Annotated in this window: 13 protein-coding genes; 6 read left to right on the forward strand and 7 right to left on the reverse strand. The window is 74.3% G+C overall.

Translation table 11 applies throughout. The annotated features are described in order from the left end of the window. Positions 1-7: 7 nt before the first annotated feature. From fabI to JQN84_RS15515, 5 genes are all read right to left on the reverse strand, one after another. A complete protein-coding gene (gene fabI, locus JQN84_RS15495) occupies positions 8-775 on the reverse strand; it encodes an enoyl-ACP reductase FabI (protein ID WP_204959094.1) in 768 nt (255 codons plus the stop codon). Between the two features lie 23 nt (positions 776-798). Next, the gene (fabG, locus tag JQN84_RS15500) at positions 799-1,503 is read right to left on the reverse strand and encodes a 3-oxoacyl-ACP reductase FabG (RefSeq protein WP_204959095.1); all 705 of its coding nucleotides are present in this window, start codon (positions 1,501-1,503) and stop codon (positions 799-801) included. A gap of 723 nt (positions 1,504-2,226) precedes the next feature. Beyond that, positions 2,227-3,177 (reverse strand): VWA domain-containing protein, encoded by a 951-nt coding sequence (locus JQN84_RS15505; protein ID WP_204959096.1) that lies wholly within the window; start codon positions 3,175-3,177, stop codon positions 2,227-2,229. Then, the gene (locus JQN84_RS15510) at positions 3,174-4,184 is read right to left on the reverse strand and encodes a DUF58 domain-containing protein (RefSeq protein ID WP_204959612.1); all 1,011 of its coding nucleotides are present in this window, start codon (positions 4,182-4,184) and stop codon (positions 3,174-3,176) included. Before JQN84_RS15510 ends, JQN84_RS15505 begins: the two co-directional genes overlap by 4 nt. Beyond that, the gene (locus JQN84_RS15515) at positions 4,163-5,272 is read right to left on the reverse strand and encodes an AAA family ATPase (RefSeq protein WP_204959097.1); all 1,110 of its coding nucleotides are present in this window, start codon (positions 5,270-5,272) and stop codon (positions 4,163-4,165) included. The genes JQN84_RS15510 and JQN84_RS15515 overlap by 22 nt, the downstream gene beginning before the upstream one ends. Positions 5,273-5,538: 266 nt before the next feature. Between JQN84_RS15515 and JQN84_RS15520 the strand changes: the two genes are divergently transcribed. The 3 genes from JQN84_RS15520 to JQN84_RS15530 are packed head-to-tail and all read left to right on the forward strand — an operon-like array spanning position 5,539 to position 7,765. Next, complete coding sequence (locus JQN84_RS15520) at positions 5,539-5,757, forward strand: hypothetical protein (RefSeq protein WP_204959098.1); 219 nt, start codon at positions 5,539-5,541, stop codon at positions 5,755-5,757. After that, entirely contained in the window at positions 5,754-6,272 is a 519-nt protein-coding gene (locus JQN84_RS15525; RefSeq protein WP_281895881.1) for a PH domain-containing protein, read from the forward strand. Before JQN84_RS15520 ends, JQN84_RS15525 begins: the two co-directional genes overlap by 4 nt. Next, entirely contained in the window at positions 6,269-7,765 is a 1,497-nt protein-coding gene (locus tag JQN84_RS15530; RefSeq protein ID WP_204959099.1) for a PH domain-containing protein, read from the forward strand. Before JQN84_RS15525 ends, JQN84_RS15530 begins: the two co-directional genes overlap by 4 nt. Here JQN84_RS15530 and JQN84_RS15535 read toward each other — a convergent pair whose 3' ends face one another. Further along, positions 7,766-8,803: a phosphatase PAP2 family protein gene (locus tag JQN84_RS15535; RefSeq protein WP_204959100.1), complete on the reverse strand. Its 1,038-nt coding sequence runs from the start codon at positions 8,801-8,803 to the stop codon at positions 7,766-7,768. Positions 8,804-8,926: 123 nt separating this feature from the next. Here JQN84_RS15535 and JQN84_RS15540 point away from each other — a divergent pair, with 123 nt between their 5' ends. Both JQN84_RS15540 and JQN84_RS15545 read left to right on the forward strand, forming a co-directional pair. Further along, entirely contained in the window at positions 8,927-9,331 is a 405-nt protein-coding gene (locus JQN84_RS15540; RefSeq protein WP_204959101.1) for a thioesterase family protein, read from the forward strand. Beyond that, complete coding sequence (locus JQN84_RS15545; RefSeq protein WP_204959102.1) at positions 9,328-10,158, forward strand: MBL fold metallo-hydrolase; 831 nt, start codon at positions 9,328-9,330, stop codon at positions 10,156-10,158. The genes JQN84_RS15540 and JQN84_RS15545 overlap by 4 nt, the downstream gene beginning before the upstream one ends. A 79-nt stretch (positions 10,159-10,237) precedes the next feature. Here JQN84_RS15545 and JQN84_RS15550 read toward each other — a convergent pair whose 3' ends face one another. Next, positions 10,238-11,170 carry a carbohydrate kinase family protein gene (locus tag JQN84_RS15550; RefSeq protein WP_204959103.1) on the reverse strand — a complete coding sequence of 311 codons (933 nt, stop codon included), beginning with the start codon at positions 11,168-11,170 and terminating at the stop codon, positions 10,238-10,240. 342 nt (positions 11,171-11,512) lie between these two features. Here JQN84_RS15550 and JQN84_RS15555 point away from each other — a divergent pair, with 342 nt between their 5' ends. Then, on the forward strand, positions 11,513-12,649 hold the full coding sequence (locus JQN84_RS15555; protein ID WP_204959104.1) for a lytic polysaccharide monooxygenase auxiliary activity family 9 protein: 1,137 nt from the start codon (positions 11,513-11,515) through the stop codon (positions 12,647-12,649). Positions 12,650-12,667: the final 18 nt, after the last annotated feature.

Below are 12,667 nucleotides of genomic sequence, written 5' to 3' on the forward strand. Positions count from 1 at the left end.
GTGCGGCTCAGGCGCCCAGGGCGTGGTAGCCGCCGTCGACGTGGACGATCTCGCCGGTGGTGGCCGGGAACCAGTCCGACAGCAGGGCCAGGCAGGCACGGGCGGCCGGCTCCTGGTCGGTGAGGCTCCAGCCCAGCGGGGCGCGCTCGGTCCACGCCTGCTCGAACTGCTCGAAGCCGGGGATCGACTTCGCGGCCATCGTGCGCAGCGGCCCGGCGGCCACCAGGTTGCTGCGGATGCCCTGCTTGCCCAGGTGCAGCGCGAGGTAGCGGGAGGCGGACTCCAGCCCGGCCTTGGCCACCCCCATCCAGTCGTAGACCGGCCACGCCTTGGTGGCGTCGAAGGTGAGCCCGACCACCGAGCCGCCCGGCGACATCAGCGGCAGCGCCGCCATGGCCAGCGACTTGTAGGAGTACGTGGAGACCTGCAGCGCGGTCGCCACGTCCTCCCAGGGGGCGTCGAGGAAGCCGCCGCCGAGGCAGCTCTGCGGGGCGAAGCCGATCGAGTGGACCACCCCGTCGAGGCCGTCGACGTGCTCGCGTACCTTGTCGGCCAGGCCGGCGAGCTGCTCCGGGCTGGTCACGTCCAGCTCGATGACCGGCGCCGGCTGGGGCAGCCGCCGCGCGATCCGCTCGACCAGCGAGAGCCGGCCGTAGCCGGTGAGCACGACCTGGGCGCCGTTGTCCTGGGCGAGCTTCGCCACCGAGAAGGCGATCGAGGCGTCGGTGATGACGCCGGTGACGAGCAGCCGCTTACCGGCGAGCAGTCCTGACATGTGTTGGCTTCCTCCGTACGTTCTCAGTGACCCATGCCGAGGCCGCCGTCGACCGGGATGACGGCGCCGGAGACGTAGCCGGCGGCGTCCGAGGCGAGCCAGGTGACCACCCCGGCGACCTCGTCCGGCGCGGCGAACCGTCCGGCCGGGATGACCTTGCGGTACTCGGTGCGGCGCTCCTCGGGCAGCGCGGCGGTCATCTCGGTGTCGATGAAGCCCGGGGCGACCACGTTCGCGGTGATGTTGCGGCTGCCCAGCTCCCGGGTGATCGACCGGGCCACCCCGACCAGGCCGGCCTTGCTGGCCGCGTAGTTGACCTGGCCGGCGCCGCCGTAGAGGCCGATCACCGACGAGATGAAGATCATCCGGCCCCACTTGGCCCGGAGCATCTTGGACGAGGCCCGCTTGGCGCAGCGGAACGCGCCGGTGAGGTTGGTGTCGAGCACCCCGGTGAACTGCTCCTCGGACATCCGCATCAGCAGCGTGTCGTCGGTGATACCGGCGTTGGCGACCAGCACCTCGACCGGGCCCAGCTCGGCCTCGACCGCGGCGAAGGCGGCGTCGACGGAGGCCGAGTCGGTGACGTCGCACCGGACCCCGAACAGCCCCTCCGGCGCGTCGCCACTGCGGTGGGTGACCGCAACCCGGTCGCCCTGCCGGGCGAAGGCCTGCGCGATGGCCAGTCCGATTCCCCGGTTGCCGCCGGTCACCAGCACGGTACGGGCCACGGGTCCCCCTTCGGTTCCGCTGATCATTCCGGTCGGAGCCTAGGCGTTACCGACAGGTAACCGCTAACGGTGCGCCACCGGACCCGGCGCGGCGGCCGGGAGGAATCGCGGTGCGACCACCCTCCGGGAGCGGCCGGACACCGTCCGGGGCGGGACGGCCGAATGCGCGGTGCGGGTGTCCCCGTTGTACGATGATCGGCGTCCGCGAGCCGAATGCGACTCGCGTTTTGGCCCCGCCGACCGCAGGAGGTGATCGCTGTGCGAGATAGCGATCCTCCCAGTCGTGGCCGGGCCGTCCGTCAGCCCCGCTGAGCCACGACTCAGTCGGTCGAGCTGACCCAGCTCCCGCTCCCCCGTCACCACCCGTTCCCGGCCCCGGCCGGCGGACCGGTCGGTGCTGCCGTCCCGCGCCGGGACGCCCCGGTGGAGCAGCCCGGTCACGACTTCGTGTGCGCGCCCTGACCAATCCCTGCGGTTCCGCCCGCCCCGCGGACCGTCCAGTCGCCACCGGAGCCATTCATGAGCCGCTACGTCGCCCCGCTGGGCTTCACCCTCGCCGCCGTCTGGGTGGCCGTCGTGTTCGTCCTGGCCGGCGGCGGTCACTGAGACCGCCACCGGCCGCCGCGCCGACCCGCGCACCCCGGCGGGACGCCCCGGATTGGGGACGCCCCACCCGGGACGTCCGGGGTACGAGTCACCACACCCGGGACGTCCGGGCCGGCCTCACAGCATCCGGGACGTCCAGAGCAGGCTCAGCCCGCCCGCGCAGAGCGCCAGCAGCAGCGCCACCCCCGCGTACCACTGGGTGATCTCGCGGGGCTCGGTGCGGAACCCGATCGACGAACCCATGTCCTGGTAGACCTGCTTCAACTCGGCCACCGAGGCCGCCTCGTAGAAGTAACCCTCGGTGGTCTCGGCGAGCTGGGCCAGCGCCAGCCGGTCCACCGGCACCCGCTGCAACTGACCACCGATGTCCACCTGCCCCGAGTCGGTGCCGAACGCGATCGTGGAGACCGGCACGTTCGCCGCCTGCGCCGCCGCCGCGGCCTCCTCCACCGACCGGCCCGACGTGCGGAACCCGTCGGAGAGCAGCACGATCCGGGCCGGCGGGATACCGGCCGCGCCGTCGGCCGGCACCGACCGGATCGCCTCCAGGCAGGTGAAGACCGCCTCGCCGGTGGCGGTCGCCTCGGCCAGGGTCAGCCCGTCGATCGCCGCCGTCACCGCGGCCCGGTCCTTGGTGGGCGCCACCAGCACGTTCGCCGCCTTGGCGAAGGAGACCAGCCCCAGGTTGTAGCTGGCCGGCAGCTCGCCGACGAACTGCTTCGCCGCCTCCTGGGCCGCCTCCAACCGGTTCGGCGACACGTCGTCGGCCTGCATCGACAACGACACGTCGATGGCGAGCATCACGGTCGCCCGCTCCAGCGGCTCCTGGGTGTCGATCGCCGGGCGGGCCATCCCGGTGGCCAGCGCCACCATCGCCAGCAGCAGCGCGGTCGCCGCCGCGTGCCGCCGCCACCCCAACCCCTTCGGCGCGAGGGTACGCAGCAGGTCCACGTTGGTGAACCGCATCGCGTACGCCCGGCGGTGGCGCTGCCGCCAGACGTAGGCCGCGGCCAGGGCCAGCACCGGCACCAGCGTCAGCAGCCACCACGGTTGCATGAAACGGATCATCGCGTCGTCCCCCGGGTGCGGGCGTGCCGCTGGGCGGCCACGAATCGCACCATGTCCAGCAGCCAGTCTCGGTCGGTACGCAGCATCAGGTGTCCGGCGCCGGCGGCCCGCAACTCGGCGGCGATCGCGCCGCGCTGGGCGGCGGCCGCCTCGGCGTAGCGGCGACGCAGCCGCGGGTCGGCGGTCTGCACCTCGTGCAGCTCCCCGGTCTCCGGGTCCACCACCGGCAGCACCCCCACGTCGGGCAACTCCAGCTCACGCGGGTCGACCACCTCGATGGCCAGCACGTCGTGCCGGACCCGCAGCTTACGCAGCGGCCGGCCCCACTGTTCGGGCGGCGCGAGGAAGTCCGAGATCACCACCGCCAGGCCCCGCCTACGCGGGGGCCGGTTGAGCAGGTCGATCAGCGCGCCCAGGTCGCCGCGCCCGGGGCGCAGCGGGGCGTGCGCCACGGCGCGTAGCAGCGCCTGCGCCTCCCGCCGGCCGGAGCGGGCCGGCACCCGGGTCAGCACCCCCGGCCCGGCGGGCGGCACCGGCGGCGCGGACCGCCACCGACGCGCGGGCGCGGGCGGTGGTTGCTCCCCGGTGCCGATCACCGCGCCGATCCGGTTGCCGCCGCGCACCGTCAGGTGGGTCAGCGCGGCGGTCGCGGCGACCACCACGTCCCGCTTGAGCCACCGGCCGGTGCCGAAGTCCAGGCTCGCCGACAGGTCCACCGCCAGCCAGGTCTCCAGCTCCCGGTCGGCCACCGTACGCCGCACGTGCGGGGTGGTGGTGCGGGCGGTCACCGGCCAGTCCATCCGGCGTACGTCGTCGCCGGGTCGGTACTCGCGGGACTCCCCCGCCTCGCTGCCCGGACCGGGCAGCAGACCCGCGTAGTCGCCCTGGAGCAGCCCGTCGAGTTTGCGGGTCACCAGCAGTTGCAGGCGGGACAGCACCGCCTCGGTCCGCTCTCCACCGGCGTCGGCCGGGCGTACCGGTGCGGTCACGGGTGCTGCCCGGGCCAGCCGGCGGCCGGCGGGCCGCTGACCGGCGGCGGCCCGGACGCCTGTTGCCGGGGTGCGACCGAGGGCGGCGGGATGGTCGACATCACCCGGTGCACCACGTGGTCGGCGGGCACGTCGTCGGCGAGCGCGTCATAGCTGAGCACCAACCGGTGGCGCAGGATGTCCGGCGCGATGTCCTGGACGTCCTGGGGCAGCGCGTAGTCCCGGCCGCGCAGCAGGGCCAGCGCCCGGGTGGCCCGGACCAGGCCGAGCGAGGCACGCGGGCTGGCCCCGTACTGGATCAGCCGGGCCACGTCGGGCATCCCGTGCTCGGCGGGACTGCGGGTGGCCAGCACCAGCCGTACGGCGTAGTCGACCAGGGCGTTGTGCACGAAGACCTGGTCGGCCTTGCGTTGCAGGGCGAGCAGGTCGTCGGTGCTGAACACCTGCGCCGGCTCGGGCGCGGCGACCCCCATCCGGTAGACGATCTCCCGTTCCTCGGCATCGGTCGGATACCCGACGACGATCTTCATCATGAAACGGTCCCGCTGCGCCTCCGGCAGCGGATAGACACCCTCCTGCTCGATCGGGTTCTGGGTCGCCATCACCAGGAACGGGTCGGGCACCCGGTGGCTCTGGCCGCCGATCGAGACCTGCCGCTCGCTCATCACCTCCAGCAGCGCCGACTGCACCTTGGCCGGAGCCCGGTTGATCTCGTCGGCGAGCAGGAAGTTCACGAAGACCGGGCCCAGCTCGACGTCGAACTTCTCACTCGACTGCCGGTAGATCCGGGTGCCCATGATGTCGGCCGGCACCAGGTCCGGGGTGAACTGCACCCGGGCGAACTGCCCGCCCACCACCCGGGCCATCGTCTCCACCGCGAGGGTCTTCGCCACCCCGGGCACCCCCTCCAGCAGGCAGTGTCCCCGGGCCAGGAGCGCCACGAACATCCGCTCCACCATCCGGTCCTGACCGACGATCACCCGTTTGATCTCGAACAGGGCCCGCTCCAACAGCGTGGCGTCCTGGGCGGGGGTGGTCACCGCCGCGGGTGTCTCGGGGGCCGTCCCGTTCGGGGTCGGGGCGTCGGGCGTGGTCGGCTGGGCCACCGGTCCTCCACAGCATGATCGGGTCGTCGTGGCGTGGTGCGGTAACAAGACTCGCATGCCCGGCTGAGAGCCGAGGCGGGGAGAACCCGATTTCGGGTACGCCGTCCGGATCACCGAATCGCTGAACGAGGCTGGACACGAAGGGGTCTGCCGCGTGTACGATTCACCCCGTCGCCGGGCGGCTCCCCCCGTGGCCGCCCGGCGCTCATCTCTCCTCCGGTCCCGGTGCGCGCTCTCCGGTCCCGGTGCGCGCCTAGACTCCCCTGGTGACCGATCCCACCCCCGCCGTCTGTTCGTCCCGGGGCTGCCGTGCGCCAGCCGTGTGGGCGCTGCGCTGGAACAATCCCCGGTTGCACGACCCCGAGCGGCGCAAGACCTGGCTCGCCTGCCCGGCCCACCGGGGCAGCCTCGGCGACTTCCTCGACGCCCGCGGGTTCCTCCGTGAGGTCACCGCGCTCCCCGAATCGCATACCCTCGAAGCGTGAACGCTGCCGAGCCACCCCAGTCCCCGGTGAGCGCCCTGGAACCCTGGCCGGACACGGTCCACTGGCAGCGCATCTCGACCGACCTGATCTGGGTCGAACTGCTCCGCCTGGCAATGGGCCTGGCGGTGCTGCTGGTCGGGCTGGCGCTGGGCTGGGCGTTCACCGGGCACTGGCTGTTCGGTGCCGGCTGCGCCGTGGTGCTGCTCGGCGGCGGCTGGCGGGTGGCGACGATCGTCCGCGCCGTCCACGCCTGGGGGTACGCCGAACGCGCCGACGACCTGCTGGTCCGGCACGGGCTGCTGGTCCGCCGGTTGTCCATCGTGCCGTACTCGCGGATGCAGTTCGTCGACGTCAGCGCGGGCCCGCTGGAACGCGCCTTCGACCTCGCCACCGTGCAGCTGCACACCGCCGCGGCGGCCAGCGACGCCCGGGTGCCCGGCCTGCGGCCGGCCGAGGCGGCCCGGCTCCGCGACCGGCTCACCGCCCTCGGTGAGGACCGGGCGGAGGGGCTGTGACCGACGATTCGCCCGGCCCCGCCGCCCCCCACCCGGCGGCCCCTGAGGTTCCGGCGGTTCCCGGCACGCCGCAGGCGTCGCATCCGCCGGTGGCCACGGACGTCCCGGCGGCCCCGGAGGCTGCACCGGTGGGGACGGGCGGGCCGACCGGTGCCGAGCCGCGGCAGCGGCTGCACCCGCTGAGCCCGGTGTTGCAGGGGGCGAAGTCCCTGGTCGTGGTGATCGCCGGGCTCTCCTGGTCGACGCTGTCCCGGGTCGGCTTCGGCTGGTTCGCGGTGCTGGTGGCGGTGCTCGCCCTGGGTGCGACGGTGCTGGCGGTGGTGAGCTGGTACAACACCGGCTACCACATCGTCGGGCGGGAACTGCGGGTGCACGAGGGGTTGCTGTGGCGGCGGACCCGGGCGATCCCGCTGGAGCGGTTGCAGGCGGTGGAGGTGGTGCGCCCCCTGCTGGCGCAGCTCACCGGCCTGGCCGAGCTGCGTCTGGAGGTGGTCGGCGGCGGCAAGACCGAAGCGCCGCTGGCGTACCTGTCGGTCGCCGACGCGGCCCGGCTGCGGCAACGGCTGCTCGCCGTGGCCGCCGGCCTGCCCGACGGCGCGACCACCGGCCCCGCCGCGCAGCCGGCGGGCCTCCCCCAGCCGGGCGGGGACGTCGCCGCGCCGGCCGACGACCGGGAGCCGGCCGGCCGGTCGTTGCACGCGGTGCCGAACACCGACCTGCTGGTCAGCCAGTTACTCACCCCGCAGGCGTTCCTGCTGCCGTTCGGGGTGGCCTTCGTGGTGGCGCAGTTCCTCTCCGAGGGCTCCTGGTCGTTCATCGCGGTGGCCAGCACCCTGACCGCGATGGCCGGCGTGCTGCTGCAACCGGTCCGCCGGGTCCTCGACGACTGGAACTTCCGGCTGGCCCGCGAGTCCGACCGGCTGCGCATCCACAACGGCCTGCTGGAGACGCGGATGCAGACCGTGCCGCTGGAGCGGGTGCAGACCGTCGGGGTGACCTGGCCGCTGCTCTGGCGGATGAAGGGATGGCTGCGGCTGCGGCTGGAGGTCGCCGGCTACTCGGGCGGCGAGGCTGACGACCGCAACCGGCCCGACCGGCTGCTGCCCGTCGGTGACCTGGCCGTCGGCGCGGCGATCGTCGACGAGGTGCTGCCCGGGGTGACGCTGACCGCGCTGCCGCTGACGCCCCCGCCGACCCGGGCCCGCTGGTTGCACCCGCTCAGCGCCCGGGTGCTCGGGGCGGGGCTGCACGAGCGGGTCTTCGCCGTCCGCTCCGGCCTGCTCACCCGGCAGTTGACGCTGGTGCCGTACGCCCGGATGCAGAGCGTCCGGGTGGTGCAGGGGCCGGCGCAGCGCCGGCTGCGGCTGGCCACCGTGCACGTCGACACGGCCGGCGGTTCGGGGGCCGCCGCGCACGACCGTGACCTGACGCAGGCGTGGGCGCTCGCCGCCGAACTGACCGCGCGGGCGCACGCCGCCCGCCGGGCCCGCTGATCAGCGTCCGACGCCGCCCGCCGGGGTGACGGTGGCCGGGGTGGGGGCGGGTCCGCCGGGCGGCGGACCGTCGGCGGGGGCACCGCGCCGGGCGCGGTGGGCCCGCCAGGCCCGCTCGGCCAGCCCGACCACCAGGAACGTCATCCCCACGTACGCCCAGCCGACCAGGACGTCGATGACGTAGTGCTCGCCGCTGTAGACCAGCGTGAAGGTCATCGCCAGCGGATACGCCAGCAGCAGCGGCCACCAGCGGCGACGGGTCGACCGTAGGAAGAACAGCACCACGAACAACGCCCAGGCGGTGTGCAGCGACGGCATCGCGGCGACCGGGTTCGAGGCGATCTGCCCGGCGTTGAGCAGGTTGCCCGCGCCGTGCATGCCGAACTCCTTCCACCCCCGGGTGGAGATCCGGGCCACCTCGCTGAGCAGGCCGTTCTGCGCCGCCCACCACGGCGGCGCGGCCGGGTAGGCGAAGTAGGTGACCAGGCCCGCCGCGCACAGGAAGCCCCAGCGCCGCATGTACGCCCCCCAGCGCTCACGGCTACGCAGCCAGAGCACGGCGGCGGCGGCCAGCGTCACCACGAAGTGGGAGAAGTAGACCCAGCTCACCAGCACGTCCCACCAGCGCACGTCGGGCTGGTAGAGGTGCTGCTGGAGCCAGACCGTCGGCACCTCGCCCCCGGTCGCCCAGCCGAACATCAGCCGGTCGGCGACGATCAGCTCGTAGGCATGCGGGGTACGGCCGTTGTCGGCGAAGCCCCGGGACAGGTTATAGACGGCGAGCAGCAGCACCACCGGGATCCAGTCCCGGGCGAAGCGCAGGTGACTGCGCCACGGCCGGCCCCAGTTCCAGGCGACGGTGCCGGCCCAGATCCACAGGAAGGCGTACGCCGGGTCGGTCGGCAGGCCGATGGCCAGCCAGGTCACGACGAAGGCGACGCCCCAGACGGACATCGCTGTCACCCGCCGTCGCCCACCGACGGACGGGTCGGGGGTGTCGGTCGGGACGGGGGGCGGGGGCTCAGTCACAACGGCCATCGCGGTCAAGGTTAACGGTGGGCGACGCATCGACCACCGCCGACCACCGGTGCGCCGACGGGCGGGTGTCCCGGCCGGCCCGTCGTCCGGTCGGCCCCGGTGACCCCCCACTAGGCTGAGCGCATGCAGGAACAACCGGACGACCCGTTCCCGCCGGGGCTGACCGCCCGGGTCGAGCTGACCGTCACCGAGGCCGACACCGCGGCCGCCGTCGGCTCCGGTGACGTGCCGGTGCTGGCCACCCCCCGGGTGTTGGCCCTCGCCGAGGCGGCCACGGTGGCCGCGACGGCCCCCGGGATGCCCGCCGGGAGCACCACGGTCGGGGTCCGGGTGGAGCTGGCACACCTGGCCGCCACCCCCGTCGGGCGGACGGTGGTGGCCGACGCCCGGCTGGTCGGGGCCGACGGCCGACGGCTGCTGTTCGAGGTGACGGTGACCGACGGCGACACCACCGTGGCCTCGGGCCGGGTGGAGCGGGCCCTGGTCGACAGGCAGCGTTTCGTGGCACGGGCGGAGCGGGCGTCGTGACGTTCCGGTTCACGGCGGTCGCCGACGGGGTCCACGTGCTGCGCGAGCCGCTGCTCGACGTCAACGTCACACTGGTGGTCGGTGACGGCGCGGCGCTGCTGGTGGACACCCTGTCCACCGCCGGGCAGGCCGCCGCGCTGGCCGACGCCGCGCGGGCGGTCACCCCGTATCCGTGGACGCTTGTCAACACCCACCACCACTTCGACCACTGCTTCGGCAACGCGACGCTCGCCGCCGACCCGCCCCGCCCGGTGTACGCCCACGAGGTGGCCGCCGCCGCCATGCGTGACCGGCCGGACCGGCTGCGCCGGGCGGCGTACGAGGAGATGCGGTCGCCCCAGCCGGCGCTCGCCGACGAGTTGGCCGGGACGACCCTGCTGGCCCCGACCCACACCGTGCACACCGAGACGGTGCTGGACGTCGGTGGCCGGCGGGTCGTGCTGCGACACCCGGGCCACGGGCACACCGACGCGGATCTGGTGGTGCACGTGCCGGACGCCGACGTGCTGGTCGCCGGGGACCTGGTGGAGCAGTCCGGGCCGCCGGCGTTCGAGGAGTCGTACCCGTTGCAGTGGCCGGACGCGGTGGCCGACCTGCTGCGGATGGCCACGCCCGACACGGTGGTCGTGCCGGGTCACGGCACGCCGGTGGACGTGGGGTTCGTCCGGGCCCAGCACGCTCGGCTGGTGGAGCTGGCCTGGTTGATCCGGGCTGCGCACACCGGCGGGGCCCCGCCGGAGCGGGTGGCCGCCGACTCTCCGTTCGGTGCCCGCCCCGGTCTCGTCGCCGCCCGCCGGGGCTACCGGGAACTCGACGGCACGCCCTGAGTCGCCGGCCGTCGCGGCCGGCCCGGACGGGCCGGCACCGCGCCGGGCACGGCCGGCCGGCCCGGCGACCGGGTGGCGCTCAGTCGGCGAAGCGGCGGCGGACCGCGTCCCGGGTGGGCATGGCGACCGCGCCGCCGGGCGACTCGCAGACCAGACCGGCGACCCGCAGGGCGAACGCGACCCGTCGGTGCCAGTCGTCAGGCGTGCCCGGCTCGCCGTCGGCCAGCAGTTCGGCGACGAGCGCGGCCATCACCGAGTCGCCCGCGCCGGTGGCGTCCACCGCGTGCACCGTCGGGGCGGGCACCCGGACCGGGTCGGGGCCGGCGGCGACCAGCGCGCCGTCCGCGCCGAGGGTCACCACCACCGTGCCCGCGCCCACCTCCCGCAGGTACGCCGCGACCCCCTCGGCCGGCTCGTCGGGCCAGAGCAGGGCGGCGTCGGCGCCGCTGAGCTTCACCAGGTGCGCCCCGGCGGCGAACTCCACCACCACCTGGCGCAGGGCGGCCAGCTCCGCCGGGCCGGACAGCAGGCGGGGTCGGACGTTGGGGTCGAAGACCCGCAGGCCGGGCGCGAGCGACCAGGCCCGCCGGGCGGCGGCGAGCGTCGGTGGGCGCAGCAGCACGATCGAACCGCAGTAGAGCACGTCCGCGCCCTCGACCAGCGCCACGTCCAGGTCGTCGGCGGCGAGCAGGCCGTACGACGGTGGTTCGCCGTAGAACCGGAAGTCCGGCTCCGCCCCGGTGTGGGTGGTGACCGCCAGCGTGGTGGGTGCGGGCACGGTGACCACGCCGGTCAGCCCGACCCCGGCGGCGGCGAGGAAGGTCCGGATGCGGCCGGCGAGCACGTCGTCGCCGAGGGAGCCGACGAACTCGGCCGTGCCGCCGAGCCGGGCCACCCCGACGGCGACGTTGAGCGGGCCGCCGCCGATCGCCTGCCGGAACACCGGCCCGCCGCCGGACTCGGCGTCCAGCAGGTCGATCAGCGCCTCGCCGAGCACCACCGCGTATCCCATGTCGCCTCCCGGCACCTCGTCGTCCGGCTACCAGGCTGGCACAACGGCCCCCGCCGATCGGGGCCGGCCGGGCATCCCGGCCACATCCATCGAGCAGCGGCTATTGCAGGGTTCGTCCGGACGTGATGGTATTGGGGTGCCGGGCCGGCGCGGAGGGCTGCCGCACCCGTCCGGTGATCAGCTGGGGGCTCGACGCGAGAGGCACCGGTCCGTGGGCACGGACCGTCGACGGCACGCGCCTGTCGGCCCCGCGGGGCCGCCGGCCCGAGCCGCGATCGACGCATCCCCCACCCTCGTGCGGGGCGGGCGCGCTCGCGCCACCCCGCAGATCAGGAGAAGCTCGTGCTCCGTTCCCGTACGGCCGCGTTGTTCACCGCGGCCGCCACCCTCGCCTTCGGGGCCGTGGCCCTGACAGTGCAGGCCGAACCGGCTGCCGCCCACGGCACGCCGATCGTGCCGGGTAGCCGGACGTACCTGTGCTGGCAGGACGGCCTGACCACCACCGGCGAGATCAGGCCGAACAACCCGGCCTGCTCCGCCGCGGTCGCCCAGAGCGGCACCAACTCCCTCTACAACTGGTTCAGCGTGCTCCGCTCGGACGCCGGGGGCCGCACCGTCGGGTTCATCCCCGACGGCAAGCTGTGCAGCGGCGGCAACACCGGTTTCGCCGGGTACGACCTGGCCCGCACCGACTGGCCGCTGACCCACCTGACGTCCGGCGCGCGGCTCGACTTCAAGTACAGCAACTGGGCGCACCACCCGGGCACCTTCTACTTCTATGTGACGAAGGACAGCTGGAGCCCGACCCGGCCGCTGGCCTGGAGCGACCTGGAGGAGCCCTTCCTCACGGTGACCAACCCGCCCCAGCGGGGCGCGTCGGGCACCAACGACGGGCACTACTACTTCAGCGGGAACCTGCCGTCGGGCAAGTCCGGCCGGCACATCATCTACTCCCGCTGGGTGCGCTCGGACAGCCAGGAGAACTTCTTCGGCTGCTCGGACGTCACCTTCGACGGTGGCAACGGTCAGGTGACCGGGGTCGGCAGTGGCAACAACCCCACCACGCCCCCGCCCACCACGACGCCCCCACCGACCACCACCCCGCCGCCGACCACGACCCCGCCGCCGCCGACCACCACTCCGCCGCCGCCGACCACGACCCCGCCGCCGGGCAACAGCGACTGCATGGCGGTCTACAAGGTGGTCAGCGCCTGGTCCGGTGGGTTCCAGGGTGAGGTCACCATCATGAACCACAGCACCCGCACCTACGGGGGCTGGACGGCGAGCTGGACCTGGCCCAACGGGCAGGTGATCTCGCAGGTCTGGAACGGCACGTTGAGCACCAGCGGGTCGACGGTGACCGTCACCAACGCCGCGTACAACGGCTCGATCGCGCCGGAGAAGACGACCACGTTCGGCTTCACGGCCAGCAGCACCGGCACCAACGGGCTGCCGACGGTCTCCTGCTCCGGCCGGTGACCCGACGCTGAACGCGCA

The organism is Micromonospora humidisoli (assembly GCF_016900955.1).
GTDB classification, from domain to species: domain Bacteria; phylum Actinomycetota; class Actinomycetes; order Mycobacteriales; family Micromonosporaceae; genus Micromonospora; species Micromonospora wenchangensis.

Bases quoted from the DNA above. Each gene is read 5' to 3' on its own strand.
- JQN84_RS15505 (WP_204959096.1), bottom strand. From the start codon at position 3,177: ATGATCCGTTTCATGCAACCGTGGTGGCTGCTGACGCTGGTGCCGGTG.
- fabI (WP_204959094.1), bottom strand. From the start codon at position 775: ATGTCAGGACTGCTCGCCGGTAAGCGGCTGCTCGTCACCGGCGTCATC.
- JQN84_RS15535 (WP_204959100.1), bottom strand. From the start codon at position 8,803: ATGGCCGTTGTGACTGAGCCCCCGCCCCCCGTCCCGACCGACACCCCC.
- JQN84_RS15540 (WP_204959101.1), top strand. From the start codon at position 8,927: ATGCAGGAACAACCGGACGACCCGTTCCCGCCGGGGCTGACCGCCCGG.
- JQN84_RS15550 (WP_204959103.1), bottom strand. From the start codon at position 11,170: ATGGGATACGCGGTGGTGCTCGGCGAGGCGCTGATCGACCTGCTGGAC.